37 protein-coding genes, 2 tRNA genes and 1 riboswitch are annotated in these 26,801 nt (G+C 66.2%); of the genes, 19 read left to right on the forward strand and 20 right to left on the reverse strand.

Annotated features, from left to right (window positions below):
- Positions 1–33: 33 nt before the first annotated feature.
- From ABUA28_RS04450 to ABUA28_RS04465, 4 genes are all read right to left on the reverse strand, one after another.
- Complete coding sequence (locus tag ABUA28_RS04450) at positions 34–1,743, reverse strand: long-chain-fatty-acid--CoA ligase (RefSeq protein WP_349902745.1); 1,710 nt, start codon at positions 1,741–1,743, stop codon at positions 34–36.
- A 26-nt stretch (positions 1,744–1,769) separates the two neighbouring features.
- Positions 1,770–2,234 carry a Dps family protein gene (locus tag ABUA28_RS04455; RefSeq protein WP_349902746.1) on the reverse strand — a complete coding sequence of 155 codons (465 nt, stop codon included), beginning with the start codon at positions 2,232–2,234 and terminating at the stop codon, positions 1,770–1,772.
- 94 nt (positions 2,235–2,328) lie between these two features.
- The gene (locus ABUA28_RS04460; protein ID WP_349902747.1) at positions 2,329–2,928 is read right to left on the reverse strand and encodes a YdeI/OmpD-associated family protein; all 600 of its coding nucleotides are present in this window, start codon (positions 2,926–2,928) and stop codon (positions 2,329–2,331) included.
- A 43-nt stretch (positions 2,929–2,971) separates the two neighbouring features.
- A complete protein-coding gene (locus ABUA28_RS04465; protein ID WP_349902748.1) occupies positions 2,972–3,856 on the reverse strand; it encodes a LysR family transcriptional regulator ArgP in 885 nt (294 codons plus the stop codon).
- A gap of 74 nt (positions 3,857–3,930) precedes the next feature.
- Here ABUA28_RS04465 and ABUA28_RS04470 point away from each other — a divergent pair, with 74 nt between their 5' ends.
- Positions 3,931–4,563, forward strand: coding sequence for a LysE/ArgO family amino acid transporter (locus ABUA28_RS04470; protein WP_407075421.1), 633 nt, complete (start codon positions 3,931–3,933; stop codon positions 4,561–4,563).
- 4 nt (positions 4,564–4,567) lie between these two features.
- On the opposite strand, the gene ABUA28_RS04475 is transcribed toward ABUA28_RS04470, so the two are convergent.
- Positions 4,568–5,143 carry a TIGR03086 family metal-binding protein gene (locus tag ABUA28_RS04475; RefSeq protein WP_349902750.1) on the reverse strand — a complete coding sequence of 192 codons (576 nt, stop codon included), beginning with the start codon at positions 5,141–5,143 and terminating at the stop codon, positions 4,568–4,570.
- A 176-nt stretch (positions 5,144–5,319) separates the two neighbouring features.
- Here ABUA28_RS04475 and ABUA28_RS04480 point away from each other — a divergent pair, with 176 nt between their 5' ends.
- On the forward strand, positions 5,320–6,234 hold the full coding sequence (locus tag ABUA28_RS04480; protein ID WP_349902751.1) for a cation diffusion facilitator family transporter: 915 nt from the start codon (positions 5,320–5,322) through the stop codon (positions 6,232–6,234).
- Positions 6,235–6,304: 70 nt separating this feature from the next.
- On the opposite strand, the gene ABUA28_RS04485 is transcribed toward ABUA28_RS04480, so the two are convergent.
- A complete protein-coding gene (locus ABUA28_RS04485) occupies positions 6,305–6,862 on the reverse strand; it encodes a YceI family protein (protein WP_349902752.1) in 558 nt (185 codons plus the stop codon).
- A gap of 73 nt (positions 6,863–6,935) precedes the next feature.
- On the opposite strand from ABUA28_RS04485, the gene ABUA28_RS04490 reads away from it, so the two are divergent.
- Both ABUA28_RS04490 and ABUA28_RS04495 read left to right on the forward strand, forming a co-directional pair.
- Complete coding sequence (locus ABUA28_RS04490) at positions 6,936–7,472, forward strand: DUF1697 domain-containing protein (protein ID WP_349902753.1); 537 nt, start codon at positions 6,936–6,938, stop codon at positions 7,470–7,472.
- Positions 7,473–7,689: 217 nt separating this feature from the next.
- Entirely contained in the window at positions 7,690–8,343 is a 654-nt protein-coding gene (locus ABUA28_RS04495; protein WP_349902754.1) for a M23 family metallopeptidase, read from the forward strand.
- Positions 8,344–8,373: 30 nt separating this feature from the next.
- On the opposite strand, the gene ABUA28_RS04500 is transcribed toward ABUA28_RS04495, so the two are convergent.
- The gene (locus tag ABUA28_RS04500) at positions 8,374–8,889 is read right to left on the reverse strand and encodes an EXPERA domain-containing protein (protein WP_349902755.1); all 516 of its coding nucleotides are present in this window, start codon (positions 8,887–8,889) and stop codon (positions 8,374–8,376) included.
- A 54-nt stretch (positions 8,890–8,943) separates the two neighbouring features.
- Between ABUA28_RS04500 and dinB the strand changes: the two genes are divergently transcribed.
- From dinB to ABUA28_RS04530, 6 genes are all read left to right on the forward strand, one after another.
- Entirely contained in the window at positions 8,944–10,197 is a 1,254-nt protein-coding gene (gene dinB / locus ABUA28_RS04505) for a DNA polymerase IV (protein ID WP_349902756.1), read from the forward strand.
- A 39-nt stretch (positions 10,198–10,236) separates the two neighbouring features.
- Positions 10,237–10,704, forward strand: coding sequence for a nitroreductase family deazaflavin-dependent oxidoreductase (locus ABUA28_RS04510; protein ID WP_349902757.1), 468 nt, complete (start codon positions 10,237–10,239; stop codon positions 10,702–10,704).
- A gap of 15 nt (positions 10,705–10,719) precedes the next feature.
- A riboswitch (TPP riboswitch) is annotated at positions 10,720–10,830 on the forward strand.
- A 54-nt stretch (positions 10,831–10,884) separates the two neighbouring features.
- A complete protein-coding gene (locus ABUA28_RS04515; RefSeq protein ID WP_349902758.1) occupies positions 10,885–11,508 on the forward strand; it encodes an ECF transporter S component in 624 nt (207 codons plus the stop codon).
- A gap of 8 nt (positions 11,509–11,516) precedes the next feature.
- Positions 11,517–13,088: an ABC transporter ATP-binding protein gene (locus ABUA28_RS04520; RefSeq protein ID WP_407075422.1), complete on the forward strand. Its 1,572-nt coding sequence runs from the start codon at positions 11,517–11,519 to the stop codon at positions 13,086–13,088.
- The gene (locus tag ABUA28_RS04525) at positions 13,085–13,867 is read left to right on the forward strand and encodes an energy-coupling factor transporter transmembrane component T family protein (protein ID WP_349902760.1); all 783 of its coding nucleotides are present in this window, start codon (positions 13,085–13,087) and stop codon (positions 13,865–13,867) included. The genes ABUA28_RS04520 and ABUA28_RS04525 overlap by 4 nt, the downstream gene beginning before the upstream one ends.
- Positions 13,860–14,438: a nucleoside/nucleotide kinase family protein gene (locus tag ABUA28_RS04530; protein WP_349902761.1), complete on the forward strand. Its 579-nt coding sequence runs from the start codon at positions 13,860–13,862 to the stop codon at positions 14,436–14,438. The genes ABUA28_RS04525 and ABUA28_RS04530 overlap by 8 nt, the downstream gene beginning before the upstream one ends.
- Here the strand turns inward: ABUA28_RS04530 and ABUA28_RS04535 are convergent.
- From ABUA28_RS04535 to ABUA28_RS04565, 7 genes are all read right to left on the reverse strand, one after another.
- Positions 14,435–14,821, reverse strand: a complete 387-nt coding sequence (locus ABUA28_RS04535) for a metallopeptidase family protein (protein ID WP_349902762.1) — start codon at positions 14,819–14,821, stop codon at positions 14,435–14,437. The two genes, ABUA28_RS04530 and ABUA28_RS04535, sit on opposite strands and share 4 nt — an antisense overlap.
- A complete protein-coding gene (locus ABUA28_RS04540) occupies positions 14,818–15,324 on the reverse strand; it encodes a DUF2017 family protein (RefSeq protein ID WP_349902763.1) in 507 nt (168 codons plus the stop codon). Before ABUA28_RS04540 ends, ABUA28_RS04535 begins: the two co-directional genes overlap by 4 nt.
- Positions 15,321–15,602 carry an ATP-dependent Clp protease adapter ClpS gene (clpS, locus tag ABUA28_RS04545; protein ID WP_349902764.1) on the reverse strand — a complete coding sequence of 94 codons (282 nt, stop codon included), beginning with the start codon at positions 15,600–15,602 and terminating at the stop codon, positions 15,321–15,323. Before clpS ends, ABUA28_RS04540 begins: the two co-directional genes overlap by 4 nt.
- Positions 15,603–15,693: 91 nt before the next feature.
- A tRNA-His gene (locus tag ABUA28_RS04550) sits at positions 15,694–15,769 on the reverse strand.
- 84 nt (positions 15,770–15,853) lie between these two features.
- Positions 15,854–16,474 carry an oligoribonuclease gene (gene orn / locus ABUA28_RS04555; protein WP_349902765.1) on the reverse strand — a complete coding sequence of 207 codons (621 nt, stop codon included), beginning with the start codon at positions 16,472–16,474 and terminating at the stop codon, positions 15,854–15,856.
- A gap of 49 nt (positions 16,475–16,523) precedes the next feature.
- Positions 16,524–17,765, reverse strand: coding sequence for an MFS transporter (locus ABUA28_RS04560; protein ID WP_349902766.1), 1,242 nt, complete (start codon positions 17,763–17,765; stop codon positions 16,524–16,526).
- Positions 17,765–18,199: a MarR family winged helix-turn-helix transcriptional regulator gene (locus ABUA28_RS04565; protein WP_349902767.1), complete on the reverse strand. Its 435-nt coding sequence runs from the start codon at positions 18,197–18,199 to the stop codon at positions 17,765–17,767. The genes ABUA28_RS04560 and ABUA28_RS04565 overlap by 1 nt, the downstream gene beginning before the upstream one ends.
- Positions 18,200–18,283: 84 nt before the next feature.
- Here ABUA28_RS04565 and ABUA28_RS04570 point away from each other — a divergent pair, with 84 nt between their 5' ends.
- From ABUA28_RS04570 to ABUA28_RS04580, 3 genes are all read left to right on the forward strand, one after another.
- Positions 18,284–18,562 carry an oligoribonuclease gene (locus tag ABUA28_RS04570; RefSeq protein WP_349902768.1) on the forward strand — a complete coding sequence of 93 codons (279 nt, stop codon included), beginning with the start codon at positions 18,284–18,286 and terminating at the stop codon, positions 18,560–18,562.
- A gap of 26 nt (positions 18,563–18,588) precedes the next feature.
- Positions 18,589–18,858, forward strand: coding sequence for a thioredoxin family protein (locus ABUA28_RS04575; RefSeq protein ID WP_349902769.1), 270 nt, complete (start codon positions 18,589–18,591; stop codon positions 18,856–18,858).
- A gap of 44 nt (positions 18,859–18,902) precedes the next feature.
- Positions 18,903–18,975: transfer RNA gene (locus ABUA28_RS04580), tRNA-Arg, on the forward strand.
- A 1-nt stretch (position 18,976) separates the two neighbouring features.
- On the opposite strand, the gene ABUA28_RS04585 is transcribed toward ABUA28_RS04580, so the two are convergent.
- The 3 genes from ABUA28_RS04585 to ABUA28_RS04595 form a co-directional block, all read right to left on the reverse strand.
- Positions 18,977–19,807, reverse strand: a complete 831-nt coding sequence (locus tag ABUA28_RS04585; RefSeq protein ID WP_349902770.1) for a hypothetical protein — start codon at positions 19,805–19,807, stop codon at positions 18,977–18,979.
- 65 nt (positions 19,808–19,872) lie between these two features.
- Entirely contained in the window at positions 19,873–20,145 is a 273-nt protein-coding gene (locus ABUA28_RS04590; protein ID WP_349902771.1) for a hypothetical protein, read from the reverse strand.
- Between the two features lie 101 nt (positions 20,146–20,246).
- Positions 20,247–20,558 (reverse strand): DUF7882 family protein, encoded by a 312-nt coding sequence (locus tag ABUA28_RS04595; RefSeq protein ID WP_349902772.1) that lies wholly within the window; start codon positions 20,556–20,558, stop codon positions 20,247–20,249.
- A gap of 185 nt (positions 20,559–20,743) precedes the next feature.
- On the opposite strand from ABUA28_RS04595, the gene ABUA28_RS04600 reads away from it, so the two are divergent.
- Positions 20,744–21,091 (forward strand): hypothetical protein, encoded by a 348-nt coding sequence (locus tag ABUA28_RS04600; RefSeq protein WP_349902773.1) that lies wholly within the window; start codon positions 20,744–20,746, stop codon positions 21,089–21,091.
- 6 nt (positions 21,092–21,097) lie between these two features.
- Here ABUA28_RS04600 and ABUA28_RS04605 read toward each other — a convergent pair whose 3' ends face one another.
- Complete coding sequence (locus ABUA28_RS04605) at positions 21,098–21,409, reverse strand: DUF7882 family protein (RefSeq protein ID WP_349902774.1); 312 nt, start codon at positions 21,407–21,409, stop codon at positions 21,098–21,100.
- Positions 21,410–21,513: 104 nt separating this feature from the next.
- The gene (locus tag ABUA28_RS04610; protein WP_349902775.1) at positions 21,514–22,524 is read right to left on the reverse strand and encodes an aldo/keto reductase; all 1,011 of its coding nucleotides are present in this window, start codon (positions 22,522–22,524) and stop codon (positions 21,514–21,516) included.
- A gap of 97 nt (positions 22,525–22,621) precedes the next feature.
- Here ABUA28_RS04610 and ABUA28_RS04615 point away from each other — a divergent pair, with 97 nt between their 5' ends.
- From ABUA28_RS04615 to ABUA28_RS04635, 5 genes are all read left to right on the forward strand, one after another.
- Complete coding sequence (locus ABUA28_RS04615; RefSeq protein WP_349902776.1) at positions 22,622–22,834, forward strand: methyltransferase; 213 nt, start codon at positions 22,622–22,624, stop codon at positions 22,832–22,834.
- Positions 22,835–22,947: 113 nt separating this feature from the next.
- A complete protein-coding gene (gene ssb / locus ABUA28_RS04620) occupies positions 22,948–23,475 on the forward strand; it encodes a single-stranded DNA-binding protein (RefSeq protein WP_349902777.1) in 528 nt (175 codons plus the stop codon).
- Positions 23,476–23,551: 76 nt separating this feature from the next.
- Positions 23,552–24,040, forward strand: a complete 489-nt coding sequence (locus ABUA28_RS04625) for a DUF6993 domain-containing protein (protein WP_349902778.1) — start codon at positions 23,552–23,554, stop codon at positions 24,038–24,040.
- Between the two features lie 57 nt (positions 24,041–24,097).
- Entirely contained in the window at positions 24,098–25,780 is a 1,683-nt protein-coding gene (gene ettA / locus ABUA28_RS04630) for an energy-dependent translational throttle protein EttA (protein ID WP_349902779.1), read from the forward strand.
- A gap of 3 nt (positions 25,781–25,783) precedes the next feature.
- Positions 25,784–26,257 carry an acyl-CoA thioesterase gene (locus ABUA28_RS04635; protein WP_349902780.1) on the forward strand — a complete coding sequence of 158 codons (474 nt, stop codon included), beginning with the start codon at positions 25,784–25,786 and terminating at the stop codon, positions 26,255–26,257.
- Between the two features lie 36 nt (positions 26,258–26,293).
- Here ABUA28_RS04635 and ABUA28_RS04640 read toward each other — a convergent pair whose 3' ends face one another.
- A complete protein-coding gene (locus tag ABUA28_RS04640; protein ID WP_349902781.1) occupies positions 26,294–26,782 on the reverse strand; it encodes a hypothetical protein in 489 nt (162 codons plus the stop codon).
- Positions 26,783–26,801: the final 19 nt, after the last annotated feature.

Raw genomic sequence — 26,801 nt, forward strand, 5'->3', positions numbered from 1 at the left:
GATACCTCGGCGCGCCGCAGGACTGGACTGGTTTTAGTTGGGTTCCCCGGCGATCAATCGTTCCCTCACCACACGTCGCAGAGTCTTGCCGATGAGCGACTTCGGCAGCTCATCCACGACGACTATGTGGCGCGGCACCTTGTAGGCCGTGAGGTTCTCGCGGGCGAAGGCGCGGATGGCGGCCTCGTCGAACCTGGCATTGGCCTCCATGACGACCGCGGCAGCGACATCCTCGCCGCTGTGGGCGCTCGGCAGGCCCACGACGGCGACATCCGCGACGCCGGGGAACGCCCTGAGGGCCTCCTCGACCTCGGACGGCGCCACGTTGAAGCCGCCCGTGATGATGAGCTCCTTGATGCGGTCGACGACGCTCACGAAGCCGTCGGCGTCGATCGTGACGATGTCGCCGGTGCGGAACCAGGGTGCACCGCCGGCGGGGTCGGCGACGAACACGGCAGCCGTCTCATCCGGCTTCTTCCAGTACCCGCCGAAGACCTGAGGACCGCGCACGACGAGCTCTCCCTCGTCGCCAGACGCGCGATCGAGCGTGGGGTTCTCCGGGTCGACGACCCGCGCCTCCGTGTTCGGCAGCGGCAGCCCGACGGTGCCGGCGCGACGACTCTCCGACACGGGGTTGGCCATGAGCACTGGCGACGTCTCCGATAGACCGTAGCCCTCCACGAGGTAGCCGCCCGTGAGCTTCTCCCACGGGTCGACGAGCGACTGGGCAAGAGGCATCGCTCCGGAGATGGCGATCTGGATGCCCGCGAGCGACACGCCGTCGGCCTCGGCCGCGGCCATCAATCGCTCGTAGATCGGCGGCACGGCCGGGAGGAAGGTCGGTGGCCGCCTGCGCAGCACCTTGAGCACGAGCGCCGGGTCGAACTTGGGGAACAGCACGAGCCGAGACCCCATGCTCATCGCGAAGGTGAGGCAGAGGGTGAGCCCGTAGGCGTGGAACATCGGCAGCACCGCGTAGACCATCGAGGTTCCGCGCTCGATCGTCGGAACCCAGGCCCGGGCCTGCGCCGCATTCGAATTCAGGTTCAGATGGGTGAGAATGGCACCCTTGGGGTGGCCGGTGGTGCCGCTCGTGTACTGGATGACGGCGACGTCGGCGGCGGTCGGGCGTTCGACCTCGGAGGCGATCGGTTCGTTCTTCAGTAGCGCACTCCACTTCTCCGTGCCGCGCACCCGGGTCGTGAGGGCGGCGCGGGACTCCCGCGCCTTGGCGATCGGCAGGCGCAGCGCGGCGCGGGTGAGAAGCGGCATCGACCTCGTGATGTCGACGGACACGATCGTGTCGACCGCGACATCCGCCGGGAACGCCTGGATCGTCTCGACCACCTTGTTCCAGGCGATCACGACCTTCGCGCCGTGATCTTCGAACTGGTGCCGCAGCTCCCGCGGTGTATAGAGCGGATTGTGCTCGACCACGATCGCCCCGAGCCGCAGCACGGCGTAGAACGCGACGATGTGCTGCGGAGCGTTGGGCAGCACGATGGCAACGGGGTCGCCCTTCTTCACCCCGAGCGTGCGTAGCCCTTCAGCGGCCCTGGCGACCTGCTCGCCCAGTTCCCGGTAGCTCGTGGTAGCACCGAAGAACTCGAGTGCGACGTGGTTTCCGTACGCCGCGACCGAGGTCTCGAGCAGGTCGTACAGGGAATCGGTCGGCAGCTCGATGTCGTGGGGAATGCCCGGTGCGTAGTGGGAAAGCCAGGGGCGGGGAGTTTCTGTGCTCACCCGCCCACTCTACGTTTTGTGCCGCCTCAGCTGGCGCGCTTTCGTGGTTTCTGGTTTTCGGCGCGAACCATCCAGGAGTACTGCTCGAGCATCTGGATGACCGTGTGCAGGATGTCCGCGCTCGTCGGGTCTGCCTCGTCCACTTCATCGTGGACCCGGCGGCAGGTCGCGGCAGCAGCATCCAGTCGCTCGGTGATCAGGTCGACGACCTCCGAGGTGGCCAACTGGTCCGGCGGAAGCTTGGGCAGGGTGGTGGTCTTGGTCACGACCTCGGAGCGGCCGTCCGGCAGCGCGTGAAGCGCACGCATCCTCTCGGCGACCTCGTCGGACGCGAGACGGGTGGCAGCGATGATCTCGTCGAGCTGGAGGTGCATGTCTCGGAAGTTCGTGCCGACGACATTCCAGTGCGCCTGCTTGCCCTGGATGCCCAACTCGATCAGGTCGACGAGTACGGCCTGCAGGTTGTCGGATAGCTTCTTGTCTGCCTTCATGCGATTTCTCCTTCGAGTGTTCGATGCTCACCTCGTGGTCGGCCATTTCAGCCTAGGTTGGCGTGACCCCTGCATGGGGGTCATCAGCAAGCTCTCAGGAGTTTCCCCGATTCTTCTGGGGGTAGATCGTCTCACCGCGCTCGAGCATGGCCACGTATTCCGCGATCTTTTTTGCTCGAGTCTCCTCGCGCTTCACGGTGCCGACCCGGAACAGGATGGCGAAGCGATTCTGACCGGTCAGCCGCAGGAAGAAGGCCGCGGCCTTCGGGCTCGCGTCGAGCGCTACCTGCAGATCGTGCGGCACTGTCTTGTCACTCTGACGGTAGGCGGCGTCCCAGCGGCCGTCCGCCTTCGCGGCGTCGACGGCAGACTGACCGGACGGCCGCATCCGCCCCTCGGCGATGAGTCGGGCGACGTGATCGCGGTTGCGCTGTGACCACATGCTGCGCGGGCGTCTCGGGCTGAACACCTGCAGATGGAAATCGTCATCCAGTGCGCCGACCTGGCCATCGATCCAGCCGTAGCAGAGCGCGACATCGAGCGCCTCCGCGTAGCTCACGCCGGGAAGGCTGCCATTCTTGCGGCGAAGCTTCAGGCGCACGCCCTCGGTGCGCGCGAAATGCTCGGCCAGCCATCGCTCCCATTCGGCAGGAGTTTCGAAGTGGAGGACTTCCTTCTCGCTGTTCGCACCCATCGGCTCACCGTAGCCTGCGCCCCTGACGCTGGGTGAGCTGACACTAGCCGAGGTGTCGTGTCGCGGCACGTGAGACCGCATCGGCGACGGCCGCGAGCAGGGGAGAGTGCAGTTTCCACTGCTGCCAGTACAGCGGCACGTCGATGGAGCCGTCGGGGTCGAAGGCGACGAGCGTGCCCGCGGACTCCTGCCGGTCGCTCTGCGCGCCCGGGAGCATCCCCCAGCCGAGCCCGAGCTCGACCGCGCGTGCGTATTCGGTGGATGCCGGGATGTAGCTGCGCGGCGGGTTCAGTGCCGAGCCGCGGCTGCGCAGATAGCTGTCCTGGAGCTCGTCCTTGCGATCGAAGAGCACGACAGGGGCGGCGGCGAGACTCTCGGCCGTCGCACCATCCGGAAACCAGCGCTTCACGAATTCCGGAGTCGCCATCGGTCGGTAGCGCATGCGTCCGAGTGGGCGCACCAGGCATCCCTGCACCGGCGTCGAGACCGAGGTGATCGCCGCCATCACGGTGCCGCGCCTCAGGAGTTCCGTGGAATGATCCTGGTCTTCGCGGTACACGGTGAACGAAACGCCGTGGCTCGCGAACACCTCCGCGAGGGCGGGGAGGGCCCAGATGGCGAGCGAATCGGCGTTGATGACGATCGGGATGCTCGCGGCCTCGCGCGCACCACTCGCGTCGAGCGCCGCGATGGTGTCGTTCTCGAGCAGGGCGAGCTGCCTCGCCAGTCGGAGCACGGCCTCACCCGACTCCGTTGCGCTCGCGGGCTTCTGGCGCTGCACGAGGATGCGTCCGACGCCGGTCTCGAGTGCCTTGATGCGCTGGCTGACCGCGGACGGGGTGATCCGCAGTTCGCGCGCGGCGGCCTCGAATGAGCCCTGGTCGATGACGGCGACGAAGGCGCGAAGTTGATCGAATTGCAGATCCATGATTAGCGATGCTAATGCAGCTGTAGGAACATTAGTTGGGCTAAGCGAGCTCCAGGCCGTAGCGTCGAGTTGTGATCGTCCCCTCCGCCGCGCTGCTTCCCGTGGCCGCCGGCCTCGGCCTGGGACTGTCGCTCATCGTGGCCATCGGCGCGCAGAACGCCTTCGTGCTGCGGCAGGGCATCCGCGCACAGCACGTGTTCGCCGTCGTAGTGATCTGCACCCTTTCGGATCTCATACTGATCTTCCTCGGGATCAGCGGGGTCGGCCTCGTGATCGCACGCTTCCCGGTCGGACTCGTCGTCGTTCGCTGGCTCGGAGCGGCGTTCCTCGTCTGCTACGGCCTCCTCGCTGCGCGGCGCGCGTTCCTCGGCGGACGCCTCGAGGTCGAGCAGGGCGGCAATGGCTCCACGCTCCGCAGTGTCGTGCTCACGACGCTCGCGCTCACCTGGCTCAACCCGCACGTCTACCTCGACACCGTCTTACTGCTCGGTTCCATCGCCAACACCCATGGGGATGTCGGCCGCTGGTGGTTCGGTGTGGGCTCGGCCCTCGGTAGCGTCATCTGGTTTGCCGGCCTCGGGTACGGGGCGCGGCTGCTCTCGGGAGTGTTCGCGAAGCCGCTCGCGTGGCGCATCCTCGACGGCATCATCGCCGTCACCATGATCGTGCTCGGCGTGAGCCTCGTGCTTCCTGCGTTAGTCGAGTAGCGAGCTACCGCCGGTCGTCGCGGCCGGTGATCGCGAGCAGCCTCGACTGCAGTGGGGCGTCATCCGCGAGCGTGACGGGAGATGCGTAGAGGCCGCTCGTGGCGAGGGTCTCCCGCTGCGGTTCGAACACGGTCCAGACCGCTTCGACGAGCATCGGGTCGAGCCTCTCGTCCGCGCCCGTCGCGCGAGCGAGATCCCAGGCGTGGATCGCGACGTCGCTCGTCTGCTCGCGCAGATAGTCCTCGACGGTGACCGTGTCGTACGAGAGGGTCACGAGCGCGTCGGGCTTCGCCTCATCCCAGGCGGCGGTTGCGGCGAGCGAGTACAGCCGCCACTCGGCCCTGAGGTCGCTGCCGAGGTGGGCGAGCTGTCGCTTGGCCTGCGGAATGGTGAGGCCGGAGAGCAGCTGGGGGACCCACTGCTGTTCCTGCACGACGTGGAGCACGAGATCGTGCACGTTCCACTCGGCGTCGGGCGTCGGCGCGTTCCAGTCGGTGATGGCGGCGACGGCGCGTCCGAACTCGCGGTGGGCCTGCTTCTGCAGCGCAAGCCAGTTGTATCCGTCGTCCGTGTGCACCATACTTCTCCGTTCGGTCTGGTGAAGAGAATCGGCTGACGATCCAAATGATTCCACCGTTCTGAAGATTACGCGCGGGGCGATTCTGCACGGCACTGAGAATGGCTGTCATTACCATCTGCTCGGAATGCTGGCCGCGGGGCCTAGCCCTTCCTAGAGTTGGAAGTGAGGCGGGAACAATGAGCACACACGGACACGATCACGGCGCGAGCCTGGCGAATCGCCGAAGACTCGGCATCGCCATCGCGATCGTCGGCACCGTGCTCGTGGTCGAGGTCATCGGTGCACTTCTCTCCGGCTCGCTCGCTCTGTTCGCGGACGCGGGACACATGCTCTCCGACCTCACCGGGCTGCTCGTCGCGCTGACGGCCACGATCATCGCCGCGAGGCCCGCAACCGACCGCCGCACCTTCGGCAATCGCCGCGCGGAAGTGCTGGGCGCGATGATCAATGGCGCGATCCTGCTCGTCGTCGTGGTGGCGATCGTCGTCGAAGCCGTGCAACGACTCATCGAACCGGGCGCCGAGGTGCAGGGCGGGCTCATGCTCGTCATCGCCATCATCGGCGGGATCGCCAACGTGGCTGCGCTGCGCGTGCTTGGCGCGGGCGCGAAGGACTCGATCAACCTGCGGGGTGCCTACCTCGAGGTGCTGGGAGATCTCTTCGGGTCGGTCGCCGTCGCTGTTGCGGCCGTGGTCATCCTGTTCACCGGCTTCGAACGAGCGGATGCCATCGCCTCACTCGCAATCGCGGCACTCATCCTTCCTCGCGCTCTCTCCCTGTTGCGGGACGTGCTGCGGGTGCTCAGCCAGGGCACGCCAAAGGGAACGGATGTCTCGCTCATCCGCTCGCACGTGCTCAGCAAAGAGGGGGTCATCTCCGTGCACGACGTGCACGTCTGGTCGATCACGCCGGGCTCGAACGTCTTCTCGGCCCACATCGTTGTCGACGATGCGGTATTCAGCGAGTGCCGAACCGACGAACTGCTCGACTCGCTGAGCGAATGCCTGAGTGAGCATTTCGACGTTGCACACTCGACGTTCCAGCTGGAGCCGCTCGCTCACGCCGAGCACGAGTCCGAGCAGCACCGCTGACGACTGAGCACCGTCGACGACTAAAAGGCGGGCCCGCGTCAATCGCGAACCCGCCCGGTGTGCACGGTGGTTACTTCTGCAGCACGACCTGCAGGTCGAGGTTGATGGTCACGTCGTCGCCGAGGGTGAAGCCGCCGGCCTCGAGTGCGGCATTCCAGCTCACACCGAAGTCGTGACGGTTGATCTTGGTGGATGCCGTGGCTCCTGCCTTGACGCGGCCGTAACCGTCGGTCACGGTGCCGCCGAATTCGCCCTTCAGTGTTACCGGCTGGGTGACGCCGCGCAGGGTGAGGTTACCGTCGACGGTGAAGTCGTCGCCGTCAAAGTCGATCGATGTTGAACGGAAGATGAGCTGTGGGTGCTCCTCCACGAGGAAGAAGTCGCTCGTGCGCAGATGGTTGTCGCGGGCTTCCTGCCCGGTGTTGACCGAGGCGACATCGATGATGGCCTCGATGGTGGAGTCCCTCGGGTCTTCGGCGGTCACGATGGTCGTCTCGAACTTCTCGAACTTGCCGCGCACCTTGCTGATCTTCATGTGCTTGACGGTGAAGGAGACCTCGGAGTGAGCGGGGTCGAGGGTCCAGGTGCCGACCTGGTAGTCAGGGTGAATGTCTATGAGATTCGTCATGGTGTATGCAAGCGCATAGAAATCCGCGGTATTCCCGCGTGCAGGAAATTCTCGGGAAAGCTAACGTCGAGGGATGAAATATGTCGCACTACTGCGCGGGATCAACGTGGGCACGGCGAAGTCCGTGCCGATGGCCGAGCTCGCCGCGGTGTTCCGCGAGCTGGGATTCACCGGCGTGACGACCCTGCTGCGCAGCGGGAACGTGGTGTTCGAGGCGGATGTTGCGCTGCCAGCCGACACGGCATCCGTCATCGAGGCTGCCGTGCATTCAGCCACGGGGGTGCGCTCGAGCGTGCTGGTCTTCGACCGAGACAGCTTCCTGGCCATCGCGGAGGCGAATCCGCTCACGAGTGTCGCGACGGACGGGTCGAAGCTGTTCGTGACCTTTCTCTCCGCACCCGCCGCGCGCTCTCCGGTGACGCTCGAGGAGCCGGATGCCGCCGCCCTGGCCCCGGAAATCCTGCGGCTCGGAGATGGTGCGATCTACCAGTGGTTTCCTGAGGGCAGCCTGCAGACGAAGGTGCCGAAATCGTTCTGGAAGCAGTTCACCGAGCCGGTGACTGCGCGCAACTGGAACACCGTCGGCAAGCTCGTCGCCCTGCTCGACTGAGCGGAGCACTCAGCTGACACGGAGCTTGATGTGGTCTCCTCGACGGAGAGAAACAAGGCGATAGCCGTGTCCCCGGTGTGGTAGATCCGCCGGCCGGGCTACTGATCGCCCACAGTGCTCCGCCACGGTCGGGGTGCCACCGCTGCTCGATGATGTGCATTCGACTACCTTCCCCCGCGCTCGATTCGCGCGTGACAGACCCCGGAGACTCCGACTCGTGCCACCAGCCGACACACGCGTGCTTTCGCACGCCCTGCGCACCTTCAGACGTAACGCCGCGATCGGATCCGCCCTGTTTGGCCTGCTCCTGGGCACTGGGTACGTTCTTCCCGCTTACGCCCAGGACCCGACCGTGCCATCGTCACGACCCTCGCTGCAGACCGTGACCGTCTCTGCCCTGGCCGACCATCCGGACAGCGGCCACGACGACTACGCCGTCACCGTATCGGCACCGTTGCGCTGGCCGGTGAATCCGGCGAGCAGGATCGCGGACGGCTTCGGCCCACGCGTCGCGCCGTGTGCCGGATGTTCGAGCTACCACGAGGGCGTCGACTTCGACGCGGGTTACGGCACTCCCGTTCACGCGATCGCGGCGGGTGTCGTGACCGAGACGAACAACCCCGGCTACAGTGCGCTCGGCATACACGTGCAGATCCAGCATCTCATCGACGGCAAGTCGGTCACGAGCGTCTACGGCCACATGCAGCGCGGATCGATGCACCTCAAGGTCGGGGATGTCGTCTCCGTCGGGCAGGTCATTGGTCTCGTCGGGAACACCGGTGCGAGCACGGGTGCCCATCTGCACTTCGAGATCCATCTCGGGAGCAGACCCGTGAATCCGCTCGCCTGGATGCACGCCCGACTGGGCTGAGGACTCGTGCCCCTCCCGCGGACGCCCTCGCTAGAAGCGGCGCGTGAACGGCTGCGGTTTGCGCATCCGGATCAGCAGCAGGATCGGGATGAGCACGTACGGCAGATTGAAGGCCAGGAACTTCAGCGGATTCTGGGTCTGGAACTCCGGCTCGCCGAAGAACTCCACGCCGAAGACGACCACGCCGGTGATCATCGCGATCGTGGTCGCGTAGATCACACTCGGCAGCTGGATCCAGTTCCACCCCCGCACCAGAGCGGCGACGAGCACGATGTAGAACGGCATGTAGACGAACGCCGAGAGGCCGGTGACGATGCGCATCCAGACCGGCGGATGCATGAACAGCGGGTCGGCGTCGTGCGCATACCAGTAGTTCGAGTTCGCGAAGAAGTTGCTCGAGGCGTGGGTGAAGTCCACCCCGATCGTGGGCAACAGATCGCTGATGAGCGAGGTGATGGTGAACGCGCTGAAGATCACGATGAAGAAGATGTCGATCCTGCGCTGGCCGAGACGAAGATTCTGCACTCCGCTATCGTGGCGCAGCATGGCACGAAGCGAAAGCTTCGCCACACCGTCGGCGCACCGGGTTAGCCTCGATGCATGGGCAGACAGGATGGCAGCCAGCGGCAGGTGAGCGCGGCCTCCGTCGACAGCAGCTCTGCCACCATCCTCCACGTCGACCTCGACGCGTTCTTCGCCTCCGTCGAACTTCTCGACCGGCCGGAGCTCGCGAACGTGCCCGTGGTCGTCGCGGGAAAGTCGGCGCGCTCGGTCGTCACCGCGGCGAACTATCCGGCCCGCAAGTTCGGGGTGCGCTCCGCGATTCCACTCTCCCGCGCGATGCGGCTCTGCCCGCAGGCGATCGTGCTCGAGCCGCACTTCGACAAATATCGGCACTACTCCACGCAGGTCATGTCGATCTTCGACGACGTGACCCCGCTCGTCGAACGGCTGGGCATCGACGAGGCCTTCCTGGATGTCGCGGGCGCCCGTGGCGTGTTCGGCCCACCCGCCCGGATCGGCGAGTTGCTCCGGCGCCGCGTGTATGAGGAGACCGGACTCCGCTGCTCCGTCGGCGCGGCCGCGACCAAGTTCGTCGCGAAGCTCGCCTCGGGGCGCGCCAAGCCCGACGGGATGCTCGTGGTTCCGAAGGACGACACGCTCGCCTTCCTGCACCCGCTGCCGGCCAGCGCGCTGTGGGGCGTTGGCGCCGCGATGGAGGAATCTCTCCTGAAGCGCGGACTGCACACGGTCGGGGACATCGCCGCAACCTCGCTGCCGGTGCTGCAGCGGGCGCTGGGGGAGGCATCCGGTCGCAAACTCCATGAGCTCGCGCATGGGATCGATCCACGGGTCGTGACGACGGAGCGCGTGGAGAAGAGCATCGGGCACGAGGTGACGTTTGAGACCGATGTCTCCGACGGCGAGCAGCTGCGGCGGGAACTGCTGCGCCAGGCGAACGCCGTCGCCGTGCGCCTGCGCGCGGGCGGTGTCGTGGGGCGCACGGTCGTGCTCAAGCTGCGCTTCTCGGACTTTCGCACCATCACCCGCTCGCGCACCCTCGGCGAGCCCACCGATCTCGGGCGTCGCATCTATGAGGAGGCGCGCGAGATCTACGCCGCGCTCGGCACCGAGGAGGCGATTCGCCTCATCGGGGTGCGCATGGAGCAGTTGGCCCCGGCAGACGGGCAGCAGCTCGGACTGTGGGAGACGGATGACGGCTGGCGCGACGCCGAGGACACCATCGACGCCGTCAGCGCCCGCTTCGGTCGTGGCACGCTGGGCCCTGCGTCCCTCATCAAGGCCCAGGCCCCGCGCGGTGACGCCCAGAACGCCCACCGCATCGACTACTGAGCGGCCCGTCGAGTCGCAGCGCAGACGTAGGCTGGAGGCATGACCGACGGTGCGACAACGACCCCCGCAGGAACGACCCCAGAGAACCCCATTGACAGCCCCACCGACTGGGTCGCGGAACAGATCAGTGCCTACCTCGAGACGAACGGCGCGAAGCCGAACTTCCGTAACGGAACGCCGTTGCTGCTGTTGACCGTGAAGGGTCGCAAGTCCGGCCTCTGGCAGCGCACGGCGCTCATCTGCGGCGAGGACGCCGGCCGCTACCTGGTCGTGGCGTCCATGGGCGGCGCGCCGAAGCATCCGCTCTGGTACCTCAACCTCAGCGCGAACCCCGAGGTGCGCATCCAGGTGAAGGATCGCGTGATGACGGCCATCGCCCGCACCGCGACCGCGGAGGAGAAGCCGGCGCTCTGGACGAAAATGGTCGGCGTCTACCCCGACTACGCGGACTACCAGCGGAAGACCGAGCGTGACATCCCGGTCGTCATTCTCGAGCCGGTGAGGTAGCCCTCGACTATACTCGGCAGAGAACACGGGAGTCCGGTGAGCCGGGCTGAGAGGAAGCTGCTCCAAGCTTCGACCGTCGAACCTGATCTGGATCATGCCAGCGCAGGGAGGCATTCTCTCCGGGTTGCGTACACCCTGTCGCGGCCCCAACCCGTGCCCTCATAACGAAAGGGCACGACAGTGCAGACAGTTACCCCAACATCCCAGAAGTCCACGACGCGCTCGCGCTTCCGCTGGAGGGTGGTGGACATCGTCGTCGCGAGCGTGCTCGGTGTGGCGAGCGGCATCATCTTCTGGGCCTGGGATCTCGCGTGGACGCCGTTGAGCGGCCTGCTTTCATTCACGCCCGGCCTCGAGGGACTCCTCGCCGGTGGATGGCTCTTCGCCGGGGTGCTCGGCGGGCTCGTCATCCGTAAACCGGGTGCGGCCGTCTTCACCGAGCTGGTCGCAGCGATCGTCTCTGCGCTCATCGGCACGCAGTTCGGCTTCTCGGTTCTCATCTGGGGCTTGATCGAGGGGCTTGGCGCCGAGCTGGTCTTCGCGATCCTGCTCTACGCCAACTGGCGCCTGTGGGCGGCTCTCCTTGCGGGAGTCGGCGCCGGGGTCGCGGTCGGGCTACTCGACACGAACTTCACGAGCTATGCCGCCCTCGCGTTCGAGTACAAGCTCGTCTACTTCTTCTCCGCGGTGGTCTCCGGGGTGGTTCTGGCCGGTGCGCTCTCGTGGCTCGCTGTGCGCGGGCTCGCCAGAACGGGCGCGCTCAGCAGGTTCGCCGCGGGTCGCGAGAGCACCGCAGCGGTCTGACCGTGCCCGTGACACCTCGTCAGGCTTCGACCGCGGGCGCTCGAGTGAGCGCCCGCGGCTGGGCCTGGAGGCACGCCGGTCGGCTGCGACCCGCTCTCTCCGATCTCGATCTCGACATCGAGCCGGGGGAGCGCGTGCTGCTGCTCGGACCGTCCGGCGCGGGCAAGTCGACCCTGCTCTCTGCTCTCGCCGGCGTGCTCGGCGGGGATGACGACGGCGAGCAGAGCGGAGAACTCCTGGTCGACGGGCGTCCCCCCGCCGAGTCCCGCGGTCGCACCGGTCTCGTGCTGCAGGACCCCGATTCGCAGGTCGTGCTGGCGAGGATCGGCGACGATGTGGCATTCGGATGCGAGAACCTCGGCATTCCGCGCGAGGAGATCTGGCGACGGGTCGGCGCTGCCCTCGATGCGGTGGGACTCGACCTTCCCCTCGACCATCCGAGCTCGTCGCTGAGCGGCGGGCAGAAGCAACGTCTCGCGCTCGCTGGCGTGCTCGCGATGAATCCGGGGCTGCTGTTGCTCGACGAGCCGACAGCAAACCTCGACCCGGCGGGCGTCGCGGAGGTGCGGAATTCCGTCGCCCGCGCTCTAGACGACCGCACGACGACGCTCGTGGTGATTGAACATCGCGTCTCGGTGTGGCTCGATCTCGTTGACCGCGTGATTGTGCTTGGCGCACACGGCGGGATCCTTGCCGACGGAGCGCCGAACCGCGTGCTGTTCGCGGCGGGGGAGCGCCTCTCAGAGGCGGGCGTGTGGGTGCCCGGCTTCCCGCCGGCACTGCCAGGGCGCAGGCCGGGGACCACGCCATCGGGTGGCACCCTGCTGAGCACGACCGCGCTCGGAATCGGCCGTGGCCGCAGCCACCCCCGTCGTGGCCACCCTCGCCGCGGCGGGAGGAGTGCATCGGAAGTCGACCCACCCGCAGAGGGGATGGGGTTGCGCGTAGACGCAGGCCTCGCCACCGCGATCACGGGGGTGAACGGTGCGGGGAAGTCCACGCTCGCGCTGACGCTCGCCGGACTCCTGGCCCCGGCCTCCGGCTCCGTGGAGGCGAGTGAGGTGCTGGCGGCCGGCATCGGGCCGCATCCGCACGCCTGGAGGTCCAGGCAGTTGCTCACGCGCATCGGCACCGTGTTCCAGAATCCGGAGCACCAGTTCCTGTCCGCGACCGTGCGCGGCGAACTCGCGATCGGCCCGCGTGCCCTCGGCCTGGGCGAGGCGGAGATCACGGAGCGGGTCGATCGGCTGCTGGGCAGGCTGCGGCTCGACGCGCTCGGAGGGGCGAACCCCTTCACTCTCTCGGGCGGAGAGAAGCGCAGGCTCTCGGTCGCCACGGTGCTCGCGAGCGCGCCGCGCGTTCTCGTGCTCGACGAACCGACCTTCGGCCAGGACTCGCGCACCTGGCAGGAGCTCGTCGCTCTCCTTGCCGAGCTGCTGGAGGCGGGCAGTTCCGTCGTGGCGGTCACCCACGACGCGGACTTCGTGAGTGCGCTCGCCGACGTCGAGGTGCGGCTGGCCCCGAGACTCGACGCGGATTCCACCTTCCGAGGCGCGACGGCGGCGGTGCTCACCCGATGAGTGTCGTCACGCCCACGATCGCCGAGACCCCGATCGCCCGCATCAACCCCGTCGCCAAGCTGCTCGCGGCCGTGATCCTCAGCATCGCGCTGCTGCTCTCGATCGACTGGATCTCCGCAGCGGTCGCGCTCGGCCTGGAGGCCGCGCTCGTGTTCTGGGGCGGACTGAGCGCGCGCCAGTTCGTGTTGCGCACGGCGCCGCTGTGGATTGCCGCTCCGCTCGCCGGGTTCACGACGGTGCTCTACGGCCGCGACTCCGGCGCGGTGCTGTGGCACTTCGGCTTCGTGAGCATCACCGAGGGTTCGCTCTCGCTCGGGGTTGCGATCGCGCTGCGCATCCTCGCCATCGGCGTGCCTGGCATAGTGCTCTTCGCGACGACCGATCCGACCGATCTCGCGGATGGCCTGAGCCAGATCCTGCACCTCCCGGCTCGTTTCGTGCTCGGCGGCCTCGCCGCGCTGCGCCTCGTCGGCGTGCTCATCGAGGACTGGAGGCAGCTCGCCTTCGCTCGTCGCGCGCGCGGCGTCGGCGACAGCGGCAGGATCCGTCGCTTCGGTGGCCAGGCCTTCGCCCTGCTCGTCATCGCGGTGCGCAGGGGCAGCAGGCTCGCCACCGCCATGGAGGCGAAGGGCTTCGGCTCCGACATCCCGCGCACCTGGGCGAGGCCCTCACCGTTCGGTGGCCGTGAGGTGCTGCTCATCGCGATCGGCGTGGCCATTGCGGGAGTCGCGATCGCGACGGCCGTGGGGTTCGGGAGCTGGGAGTTCGTCCTTGCCTGAGCGTGCGGTTCAGGCCGCGGTGCCCGCCGACGCGGTGGGCCTTGTCGATCGGATCGCCGCATCCGCCGCTCGTTCCGTCGTGCTGCTCGACGGGCGCTCGGGGAGCGGCAAGACCACCCTCGCGCTCGCGATCGCGGTGGCGTATCCGGGCGAGATCACCGTGATTCACCTGGATGACATCTACCCGGGCTGGGACGGGCTGCAGGCCGCGAGCGACCACCTGCACGACGTCGTGCTCGCCCCGCTCGCGGCGGGGGAGGGCGCACGCTGGCAGCGCTGGGACTGGCGGGCCGATGCGCGCGCAGAGTGGCACGACATCGACCCGACCTGCCCCCTGCTCATCGAGGGCTGCGGTGCTCTCAGTCGCGCGAATCGTGCACTGGCGAGCTTCACGCTCTGGGTGGAGCTGGACTCGGGGGAGCGCCAGCGTCGTGCCTTCGCCCGCGACGGAGACGCCTACCGACCGTTCTGGGACCGCTGGGCGGCACAGGAACAGGTCTTCATCGACCGCGAGCATCCGGCTTCTCTCGCCGACGTCGTCATCGACGGCCACAGCGTCCCCGGGGCCTAACCCCAGCCGAGCTCGTGCAGCGCGTCGTCGTCGAGGCCGTAGAAGTGACCGATCTCGTGCACGAGTGTCACGTGGATCTGGTCTTTCAACTCCTCCAGGTCACGGCTCGCCGTCAGCAGCGGAAGGCGATAGAGCGTGATCCGGTCAGGCAGCTCTCCGAAGCCGTAGTTGTCACGGTGGGTGAGCGAGACGCCGTGGTAGAGCCCGAGCAGGTCGCGGGTTCCATCCTCCGGCAGGTCTTCGACGGTGAACGACACGTTCTCCAGGCCGTCCATCATCTCGTCGGGGAGCAGATCGAGCTCGGCGATCACGAGCCGTTCGAACTCCTCGGCGTCAACCTCGTCACTCTGGAGACCGCCGGCACCCTGCAGGCCGTCCGTCATGCCGCATCCAGAGCGTCGACGAGGGAGCCCTGCACGTATCCGAGCCAGTCGTAGATCTCGGTCATCACGGCGCCGGGTTCGCCCTCGTCTCCGTCGCGGACGATGCCGAGCCTCTCGGCGATCACGAGCCGCAGGTCACCCACTGCGGTGAGCCAGGCGGCGGCAGCCTGCCGGTCGAGGCGCAGCAGGGTCGGCGTCTCGATGTCGACATCGGCATCGGTATCCGCCGCAACCGACTCCCGCAGCGTGGTGAGAATCACGGATGCGGTGGCCACCTTGCGATCGACCAGGCCGGCCGAGGTGAAGTGCTTGAACTCCGCCGACGCGGCCGGGTCATCCGGGTAGGCATCCGGCAGGAGGCGTCTGACGGCGTCGTCAGTGCTGGAACCCTGCTGCAGCAGGTCGGAGAGCTGTCCGGCGAGATCCACCAGGATCGCGACCTCATCGGTCGTCAGTTCTGCCGAGAGCGTGCCGTCCGGCTCGGAGCGAAAGGCCCTCATCATTCCGCCTTGCCCACGGTCGCGAGCAGGCCGTAGCCGTGCATGGCCTCGACGTGTCGCTCCATCTCTTCACGCGGCCCGGCGGCCACGATCGACCGGCCGTCGTTGTGCACCTGCAGCATCTTGCGCTCCGCCTCCGCCTTCGAGAATCCGAAATAGCTGCGGAACACGTAGGAGACGTAGTTCATCAGGTTCACGGGGTCGTTCCAGACCACGGTCGTCCAGGTCGAATCGATGTCGGTCTTCTCGCGCAATTCTGTGCGGTCCAGAGTCTGCGGCATGCATCCAGCCTGACATATGACGGGACCGGGCGTTGGCCGACGAAGAACGGCCCCGCGCGAAGCGGGGCCGTTCTTCGTCGTATGTTCACTGTGGGGTGATCGACGGGGCTCGAACCCGCGGCATCCGGCTCCACAAGCCAGCGCTCTACCAACTGAGCTACGACCACCATGCGTGCAATGAAGCAGCCACACGAGTCTAATACATGCGGGAGGGTGAACCGACACCCGAGCGAGCTGCTCGGCTGACGGGTTCAGAGATGCTGTGCGAAGCCCTCGATCACCTCGGCGGAGATGGCCTGCACCTGATCCGTGGTGGGGCCAGGATCGGAGGTGAACACCGCTCGACGGTAATATTCCAGCTCGCGAATGGACTCGAGGATGTCCGCGAGGGCGCGGTGCCCGCCGTGCTTCTCCGGGGCGTGGAAGTACACGCGCGGAAACCAGCGGCGGGAGAGCTCCTTGATGGAGGAGACATCCACACTGCGGTAGTGCAGGTGATTGTCGACTTTGGGCATGTACCGCGCGATGAAGGCGCGATCCGTTCCGATCGTGTTGCCCGCGATCGGTGCAGAGCGCTCGGTCGGGGCGAACTTCGTGATGTAGTCGAGCACTGCCGTCTCGGCCTCGGCAAGGGGCACTCCGTCGGGAATCGCCTCGAGGAGCCCGGACTCGGTGTGCATGTTCGTCACAAAGTCACCCATGTTGTCGAGCGCGGCCTGGCTGGGCTTGATGACGATGTCGAATCCGGGATCCAGGATGTTCAACTCGAAATCCGTGATGACGACGGCGACCTCGACGAGTTCGTCGATCTCTACATCGAGCCCCGTCATTTCGCAGTCGATCCAGACGAGTCGATCAGAGTTATTCGGCATTTTTCGATCCTATCGCCGGGCCGCGACACCGACGACGCAGCGCCGGGCCTCAGACACTTTCACCCAGCCCGATGGCCTCGGCTTCGACGAGAGCGGGTTCTGCGCCGCCGTTGATGTGGGAGAGAGTGCGAGATCCAAGCACGAGGATGATCGTCGCAACCAGTACCGAACCCGCGGCGAAGTAGTACGGCGTGGAAGGAAGGAAGATGTTCGCGAGTTCCGCGGCGAGGGGTGGAGCGACGGCTCCACCGATGAACCGCACAGCGGAATACGCGGATGACGCCACGGAGCGCGGCAGGTCCGTCGCCCCCATCACGGATTCGGTCAGCACCGTGTTGAGCACACCGAGCAGCAGGCCGCCCACGATCACGGCGATCACAAGACCGAGCTGCGAGGAGATGAACACTCCCGCGGCGATCAGATCGAGCGCGAGAAGAGGGAGCACGATAGCGAGCACCGTCGTGCGCTTCATCGCGGCAGTGAACAACGGGGCGATCCAGACGGAGGTCACGGCGACGGCGACCCCCCACCCGAAGAACGTGAATCCAAGCCCGATCGCGGTCATCTTGAGCGGGAACGGCGTATAGGCCAGCAGCACGAAGAAGCCGATGTTGTAGAACAGTGCGGTCGCCGCGAGCACGGCGATGGCCGGATTGCCGAGCGCACGGAACGGCGCGGAGAACTTCACAGGAACCCGTTCTGCACCCTCGTCTTTGCCGAGGAGCACGACGATCGCGATGAACCCGATGGCCATGAGGATCGCGGTGCCGAAGAACGGCCCGCGCCAGCTGATGTTGCCGAGCAGGCCTCCGAGCAGCGGCCCGATCGCAATGCCGAGACCGAGTGCGGCCTCATACAGGATGATCGCGGATGACGTACCTCCGCTGGCCGCGCCGACGATGGTCGCGAGGGCGGTCGAGATGAACAGCGCGTTGCCGAGCCCCCATCCGGCGCGGAATCCGATGATCATCTCGACGTTGCCGCTGACCGCCGCGGCGAAGGCGAAGATCACGATGAGCGCCAGGCCGATCATGAGGGTGCGCTTGGCGCCGATGCGACTCGAGATCCAGCTCGTGAAGAGCATCGCGACGCCGGTGATGAGCAGGTAACTCGTGAACAGCATCTCGGTCTCGGTGGGCGTAGCGCTCAGTTTCTCGGCGATGGCCGGGAGGATCGGGTCGACGAGGCCGATGCCCATGAAGGCGATGACGCAGGCGAAGCCCACCGCCCAGACCTGCTTCGGTTGAGTGAGGATGCTCGCGGTGCTTTCGGCTCCGGGTTCGTGGGCCACTAGGCCACCTTCCTGTTCGTGTTGGTACGTGCTGTGAGGATGCGCGCCGCGTTCTGCAGCGTGGTGGTCTCGTCCGGGCTCAGGTCGGAGAAGATCGGTCCGAGTTGCTCGCTGAGCTGCACTCGCCAGTCGGCGAGCGCGGTGGTGCCCTTCGGGCTGATAGCGATGAGCCAGGCCCGCGAGTCTTCGACGTCGGCGATGCGATACACGGTTTCGTCTTCGACGAGGTGTTGCAGAAGCTTGGTCATGCTCGGCTGGCTGACCCTGGCCGCCTTCGCCAGATCGCCGATGCGGAGCGGGCCGTCTGTGCTGAGGATCGACAGGGTGCTCCAGACCGCAGCGGGTGTGGTGCTTCCCGTGGACTGTGCTGCAATTCTGGTGAGGCGATGTGCCGCGAAGATGACGTCGTGAATCATGGAACTGATGTCGGCCATTACTCGATTATATAACCAAGCTATATAGCTTCGTTATGCAGTTGCATACGCTGGGTTTCGCGCGTTCGATGCGACAATGGGCACATGAGCGAAGACACTCCAGCGCTGGCCCGCGGTGACGAATATGTCGTGCACTACCAGGGCGGCCCGAACGATGGCCGCACCGATCGGCGCATCAGCACCGACGGCTCCTGGGATCGCTCTGTGACGGTTGTCGTCGGAGTCGACGGCAAAGAGGCACTGATCGACTACACCGCCGGCCCGTGGCGCGAACTCGGCGGCCAGTACCACGTGACCTATCTCTTCGACGCGGCCGACAGCGACAAGGTCGAGGACCCCGAGGATCGCGGCGGCAGGCAGTAGGGAATCTCTCGCGGGCATCCTCGGTTGTGACCACCGTGCAAGTACTCTTCTTCGCTTCGGCCTTCTGCGAGCCGTGCATGCTCACGCGCGCGGCGCTGGCCGAGGCCTCCAGGCTGGTTCCGGCGGCGAAGATCGCGGAGCTCGACATCGTGCGCGATGTGAAAGAGGCCGAGCGCGCGGGCATCCGTTCGACGCCCACCGTGATCGTGTGCACCGACGAGGGTGACGAGGTGTTTCGCGCGGAAGGCGTGCCCACGGTCAATCAGGTTCTGACCGCACTCTCGATGGCACTCTGACGCCGCCCCGTGGCGCGTTCAGGTATCGTTGAACCGATTTCCCCGCCTCCGTAGCTCAGGGGATAGAGCAGGAGCCTTCTAATCTCTTGGTCGCAGGTTCGAATCCTGCCGGGGGCACCTACAGTTCGTCGTCAGACGGCGGGGGAGCGATGCGCTTGCTCACGTCCGTCGCGGGAACCGGGCGAGAGTAGAACTCATTCTTCGCGGGCTCCGAAGAAGATGGAGTGCTCGCCTGCACTTCGGGTTCAGACAGCGACGGCGCGATTGGCTGCTTGGGAGCGGGCGTTGTAGCAGGGGTCGGGCTGGATGCCGTGGTCGCGAACGACGACACGGTCGGCGCTGCTGCAGATGCCGCCGGTGTCGCGGCCGCCGTGGTCACCGGCCCGGTGCCGGTCTCCTGCTGCTGTGCATTCCACGCCTTCTGCTGGTGCACCAGATCCTGGTCGCTCAGTGAGGACTCGTAGGCCCAGGAGTCGACATCGTTCTTGAACAAGCGCTTGGCACGGGACGGCCGGGCCTGCCATTCGATGAGGCGGTCGCGCACCGTGAGCAGGGTCTGCTCGGCCTGGAAGCTGAACGAGACAGAGTTGCGCTTCATGTCCGCGATCTCGTGCGCGGTCCACTCCGCCGCAAGGGCCGCACCGGGCACACCCAGAAGCCGGAGGCGGATCTCGGCGTCGATCGCGGCCTGGTTTGCCGCGGGCTGCTCGCCCGCCGTCAGAGTGTTCCAGATGGAGGCGCGCCGCGCTGCGGAGAGCAGCGCCGTCACCGCGGCGATGCGTGTCTCCCGCTCGCTGAGCGCGATGACCCGGCGAGTGGAGTTGCGGCCGATGGCCGCGGCGATGATGCCCGCGACGATGATCGCGATGAACGGGAGGATCGCGGTCGAGAAGACTCGCCATCCATCGTCGGAGCCGAACCAGTCAACGAAGTTATTCCACCACTGCATGTGGGCACACTAACCCGCACAGCCAGAGGCCACTGCGACCTGAAAGGCGAGTCTCCAAAGTGGTTTCAGTCGAAACGGAGGCAGTCCACCGCGTCGTCGACGCTCCAGAACTCGCCGAGAAAGACGAAACGACGTCGGAGGACATCCAGTCGCTTGGCCCTGAATCGGTCTCCGCGCGGGTTGTCGATGCGTTCCACGTAGCCGAGCACCTCGCCGTCTTTACGGGTTATGCGCCAGAGTGCGTCGCGCACGAGAACTGTTGCGAGCCCCGGACGCACGCGCGGTGCGAGGGGAGCGGATGTGCGTGGTGCGATGTCATCGAGTACAGAGTTGAACATGATGTGTCTTTCGGATTCTGCCGGCCGATCGAGTGGGACACGATGAGGCTAAGACCGGCCACCGACATCCGAACTCGGCGTGAGGAGTGCGCGAGCTGGATCTACTGCGCGGGTTCGTCCTCTGGCGGCTCGGGCATCTCATAGAGGCCGGCCGGGCTCGCGGCGGCCTGCACCATGAGCTCGATCCAGTTGCGGTTGAGCTTGGGCCGCGTCGCCGTCTCAAAGACGAAGTTGAGGGGAATGTACTGGGCGATCCAGATGGTCTCGCGATGCTCCTGGCCCTCCGGGTGCCAGGAGAATGTGCACGACTCGCCTCGGCGAAGTCGTGCGATGATCACACTCTTCAGATGGGCGAGCGCACGGTCTTCCACGGGCACGGGATAGCGCGCATCACCATAGAAAATTGTTCCCATTTGAGTTCCTGTCTCCGTGGCGACGACCCGCATTCAGGTTACCAGCGCCGCGGGTGTATCCGGTGCAGCATGTACCGATCTGTCTGATGTCGCGAGACCCATCGGATCTCGCACGCGGACATGCATGTCCCGCCTGTGTATGCAAGGGGTAGTTCTGAGCTCATCGATCTCTTTACTGTGAAGACATGAGACGACTGACGTACGCGGGAGAAGTCCTGACTACCGGCAGCGCCGTGGCCGAAGCGCTCCTCAACTACGCCCAGTATGTGATTCGCGCCGAGACGAGCGTGAGCCTTGAGATCCCCGTCCTCGAAGAGAACGGGGTCGTCGCGCAGCGCACGATCCTCATTGGCCCGGCGACACAGCTGGACAGTCGCCTCGTGGATGGCATCGTCGGAGACGAGGAGGCGGAGCGCTTCCCGGTTCCCTCGTTTCCGCCGGTCGGGGGAAAGGGAGTGCCCTCCGATATCGAACCGATTCCGGAATACCCCGGCGGCGTGCTGCCTCCTCGCGGCCAGGCCGACCGTGGCTGAGATGAATCAGGAGCCGGGGCCGTTGGGCTCCGGCGACAGGAGCAGGCCGGTTCCGCTGTTTGCCGATGCGCCGAGCGCGTCGAGCCAGAGGGGGTTAACGTTCGGCACCTTGCTGCCGTAGAACTTGAAATGCAGCGGGATGCCACGGTCGATCCAGACGGTGGAGCGGCCATCGCCCACCGAGGCGTCGTCTCGCCAACTGAACATGAAGCTCTCGCCGAGACGCAGCTTGTTCGCGATCACGATCTGAAGATGAAGAAGTGCCCGATCGTCGAACTCGACCTCAACGGCTCCAGCCCCGTATACCAATTTCCCCATGTGTCTGCTCTCGCTCGGCCGCTCCAGATGCGCGTGTCTGTCCTAACAATAGAGCCGGAACCCGCGAATGCGTGCCCCAGCGGAATCCGGCCGGACCAGGTGGTCTACCTCGAGCCCGTGCCGTGCACAGCGTGCGGTTCGATCGACGCGATCTCGTCGGCGGTCAGTGGCGCCGCGGAGAGCACGCCGAGGTTGTTCTCCAACTGGGCGACGCTCGAGGCGCCGACGAGGGCCGAGGTCACCTGCGGCTGCCGCAGCACCCAGCTCAGCGCGAGCTGGGCGAGGCTCTGGCCACGTCCCTGTGCGATCCGGTTCAGGGCGCGTGCTCGCTCGAGGTAGGTGTCGTCGATCGTCTTCGCGGTCATCCAGCGACCTTCGGCTGCGCGCGAATCGGCGGGGATGCCGTCGAGATATCGATCGGTCAGGAGCCCCTGCGCGAGCGGGGAGAAGACGATGCTGCCCATGCCGAGTTGGTCGAGCACGGGGAACAGACCGTCTTCGATGTGTCGGTCGAACATGTTGTAACGGGGCTGGTGGATGAGCAGGGGAATCTTGTGCTCGGCCAGCGCCCTGTGCGCGGCGAGGGTCTGCTCCGGGTCGTAGTTGGAGATGCCGACGTACAGCGCCCGGCCCGAGGTGACGGCCCTGGCGAGCGCCCCCATCGTCTCTTCGATCGGCGTCTCGGGATCCGGACGGTGCGAATAGAAGATGTCGACGTAGTCGAGCCCCATGCGACCGAGCGACTGGTCGAGGGATGACAGCAGGTACTTTCGGGAGCCGAAGTCACCGTAGGGCCCCGGCCACATGTCGTAGCCGGCCTTGCTCGAGATGATCAACTCGTCGCGATGGGCGTGGAAGTCTTCGGCGAAGATCCTGCCGAAGTTGCTTTCGGCAGCCCCCGGGCCCGGCCCGTAGTTGTTGGCCAGGTCGAAATGCGTCACGCCGAGGTCGAAGGCTCGGCGCAGGATCGCGCGCTGAGCGTCGAGCGGGCGGTCCGATCCGAAGTTGTTCCACAGTCCGAGCGACACAGGCGGCAGCTTCAGCCCGCTTCGCCCCACTCGTGCGTACTCGATTGAGTCGTAGCGGTTCTGGGCCGGGAGGTAGTCTGCGTGCATCTTCACAGCCTATGGTGCGTGTAAAGACATAGGCTCGAGGTATCAGGAGAACGATTGGATGTCCGTCGATGATGACGGAGGATGAAAGGAGTTTCTGATGGCGGCAACACTGAACATAGCCAAGACTTGGGTGGCGTCCGGGCCCGCCGGAGCAATCGGTTCGGTTCATCGCACCGACGACGGGTACACCTTCAAGCTGCTCACCGACGATGACTTCCGCGGTACGTATCCTTCGCTCGAGGTCGCAAAAAGCGCGCTCTACGCGAGCCTCGAGCCGGGCGCGGAGTGGCCGGAGTTCCGGGAGCACTGACTTTCCGAGAGGGCCGAGGTAACCACTCCTCAACCGACACGACAGGGCCGGTCGCATCCCCAATTCGGATGCGGCCGGCCCTGCGCTCTGCCCCGCCGGATCACACTGGGCGCATGACAGACAACATCACCCTCATCGGCTTCGTAGCTACAGAGCCCAAGCACTTCATCACCCGCGAAGGGCTGGCGATCACGAGCTTCCGGCTCGCCTCCACCCAGCGTCGCTTCGACCGCGCCCAGGGGCGTTGGTCAGATGGCGAGACCAATTGGTACACGATCAGCACCTTCCGCCAGCTCGCGATCAACGCGGTCACCTCCGTGAAGAAGGGGGACCGTTTGATGGTCTCTGGCAGGCTTCGCATCCGCGGGTGGGAGGCGGGCGAGCGCTCGGGCATCAACATCGAGGTCGAGGCGGATGCCGTGGGCCACGATCTTGCGTGGGGCACGGCCGTCTTCACCCGCAGCGTCATCACGCCCACGGCGACGGGAGGTGGCCAGCCTCGTGACGCGGAGGGGGCGGCGCAGAACGCTGGCGTCGAGACCGAGTCGTCCGGCTCGGATTCGCAGCCGAGCTCGGCAGACGACGAGAGCTTCCCATCCGCCTCAGAACTCGATGCAGAATCGGTTGCCGTTCCGTTCTGACGGCAGTGGCTCACTCGACGAGTCCCCGGTGAGCGCACGTGATCTGCATAGCAGTCGCACACCGTAGACTCGCGGCATGCCTCGCGTCGCCCCTGCCGTCTCCGGAGCCGTGACCATGGTGCTGGCACTCGTCCTGCTCGCGGGGTGCTCGACGGAGTCCACACCGGCTGGGCCCGCGTCGGCACACACCACGACATCCGCGCCCGCACCCGAGGCGACACCGTCGAGCACTGCGACGCCGCAGTTCATTCCCGGCGGATCGGCCAAGGCAAACAAACCCTATTTCGACTTCGTGAACACGACCCTGATCGAGCGCGATCCGTCGGCGGGCGGCAAAGACGTGATCGACGCGCTCGTCGCGGCGGGATTCGACAAGGCCGACATGCAGGTGACGCCAGACACGACGACGATCGGTCGCAAGGTCGACTCCGTGTTGTTCTCGGTGCGCATCGGCACGGAATGCCTGCTCGGGCAGCTCAGCGGGTCGCAGTACACGAGCTCGGTGCAGGCGGCGCTCACCAGCGGCACCTGCCTGGTCGGTAAGACGCGCCCCATCGACTGGTAGGACGGTCCGCGGTGTCCGCGGTCGGGCGCACGCTCCGGCTTTCGTAGACTAGTCAGCATGGCCGAATACATTTACTCGATGGTGCGCGCCCGCAAGGCGGTCGGCGACAAGCTCATTCTTGACGACGTGACGATGTCGTTCCTTCCCGGAGCCAAGATCGGGGTGGTCGGCCCGAACGGTGCCGGTAAGTCCACCATCCTCAAGATCATGGCGGGGCTTGACACCCCGAGCAACGGCGAGGCCAGACTGAGCCCCGGGTACAGCGTCGGCATCCTCATGCAGGAGCCCGAGCTCGACGAGTCCAAGACGGTGCTCGAGAACGTGCAGGAGGGCGTCGGTCCGATCAAGGCGAAGCTCGACCGCTTCAACGAGGTCTCGCTCGCGATGGGCGAGCCCGACGCCGACTTCGACGCGCTCATGGCCGAGATGGGCGCCCTACAGGAAGAGATCGACGCGGCAGACGCCTGGGATCTTGACTCCCAGCTCGAACAGGCGATGGATGCGCTGCGCACCCCGCCAGGCGACGCCGCGGTCTCCACCCTCTCCGGCGGCGAGAAGCGCAGGGTCGCGCTCACCAAGCTCCTGCTCCAGAAGCCCGACCTGCTGCTCCTCGACGAGCCCACCAACCACCTGGATGCCGAGAGCGTGCTCTGGCTCGAGCAGCATCTCGCGCAGTACCACGGCGCCGTTCTCGCCGTCACCCACGACCGGTACTTCCTCGACCACGTCGCCGAGTGGATCGCGGAGGTCGACCGCGGCAAGCTCTATCCCTACGAGGGCAACTACTCCACCTATCTGGAGAAGAAGGGCGCTCGCCTCGAGGTGCAGGGCAAGAAGGATGCCAAGCTCGCCAAGCGACTCGCCTCGGAACTCGAATGGGTGCGCAGCAACGCCAAGGGGCGCCAGGTCAAGTCGAAGGCGCGTCTCGCTCGCTACGAGGAGATGGCCACCGAGGCGGAGAAGACCAGGAAGCTCGACTTCGAAGAGCTCGTGATTCCGGTGGGCCCGCGCCTCGGAGCCCAGGTCATCGACGCGAAGAACCTCACAAAGGGCTTCGGCGACCGCGTCCTCATCGACGGCCTCACGTTCACGCTTCCCCGCAACGGCATCGTCGGTGTCATCGGCCCGAACGGCGTCGGCAAGACCACGCTGTTCAAGACCATCGTCGGTCTCGAACCGCTCGACGGTGGGGAGCTCAAGATCGGCGATACCGTCGACATCTCCTACGTCGACCAGGGGCGTGGCGGCATCGACCCGAACAAGACGCTGTGGGAGGTCGTCTCCGACGGCCAGGACTTCATCCAGGTCGGCAAGACCGAGATCCCCTCCCGCGGCTATGTCTCGCAGTTCGGATTCAAGGGGCCCGACCAGCAGAAGAAGGCGGGGGTGCTCTCCGGTGGCGAGCGCAACCGTCTCAACCTCGCGCTCACCCTCAAGCAGGGCGGCAACCTGCTGCTGCTCGACGAGCCGACCAACGACCTCGACGTCGAAACCCTCGGCAGCCTGGAGAATGCGTTGCTCGAGTTTCCCGGATGCGCCGTGGTGATCACCCACGATAGATGGTTCCTCGACCGCATCGCCACGCACATCCTCGCGTACGAGGGCACGGAGGAGAACCCGGCGAACTGGTACTGGTTCGAGGGTAACTTCGAGGCCTACGAGGAGAACAAGCTCGAGCGTCTCGGCCCTGACGCGGCCAAGCCGCACCGCTCCACCTACCGCAAGCTCACGAGGGACTGACCCGTGACGCGTCTCAACCTCGCGATTCCGCTTCGCTGGTCTGACTTCGACGCGTACGCCCACGTCAACAACGCAGAGATGCTGCGCCTGCTCGAAGAGGCGCGCATCCAGGCGTTCTGGAGGCCCGACGAGGGCGGATCGGGCGCTGCCACCGCCGTACTCGATTCCCGCCCGGGCGCAGAGATGATCTCGCTCATCGCCAGGCAGGAGATCGAATACCTGCTGCCCATCCCGTACATGCGCGCACCGATCGACATCGAGATGTGGATCGGACGGATCGGAGGAGCGAGCCTCGAGATCTGTTACGAGCTCTATTCCCCCGTCGGTGTCGCGCCACGCAAGCTGTTTACGAGGGCCGCGACGACGCTCGTCATGGTGAAGGCAGCCACGGGAACCCCGCAGCGAATCTCAGACGAGTTGCGCCACATCTGGGAGCCCTACGTCGAAGACCCGGTGACGTTCACCAAACGCGGCTGAACCTCGCGTGCGCTGACAGCACTACTGCTGGCCTCGCTACTGCGAAGTCGTGTCGAAGTTGCCCGTCCAGACCGCCCGCGCTCCCGCCTCGCCGATCTGTACGACCGTGATGACCGACCCGGCGGCGGTCACCGCCACCGCAGCCGCGAGAATCACCGTGATGGTCACCCGGGAGGCCTTCGCGAGCATCCGGGATCTCCCGTATCGGAACCACGCCCACTGCAGCACCGCGACGATGAACACCGCCACGGCCCACGGCATCAGCGTGAGTCCGAGTGCCGCGTGGGCGGCGATGAGCGGCGTGATGTGCACGCGCGCCTCGAGCCATTCGCCGGCATCCGTCGTGATGGGAACGACGATCATGGTGACAAGCGCGATGATCGGCGTGACCACCCCGAGGCGCCTCCTCGCGGCGGGCCAGGCGGTCGCGAGCACGAGGCACAACGCGGCCGCGGGCACGGCGATCACCACGAAGTGAACGAGCAGGATGTGCAGTGGCAGGCCCAGGAACTCGTAGTCGATCACGTCGTACGCCCCGGTTCGA

The organism is Parafrigoribacterium humi (assembly GCF_040227205.1).
GTDB lineage: Bacteria > Actinomycetota > Actinomycetes > Actinomycetales > Microbacteriaceae > Parafrigoribacterium_A > Parafrigoribacterium_A humi.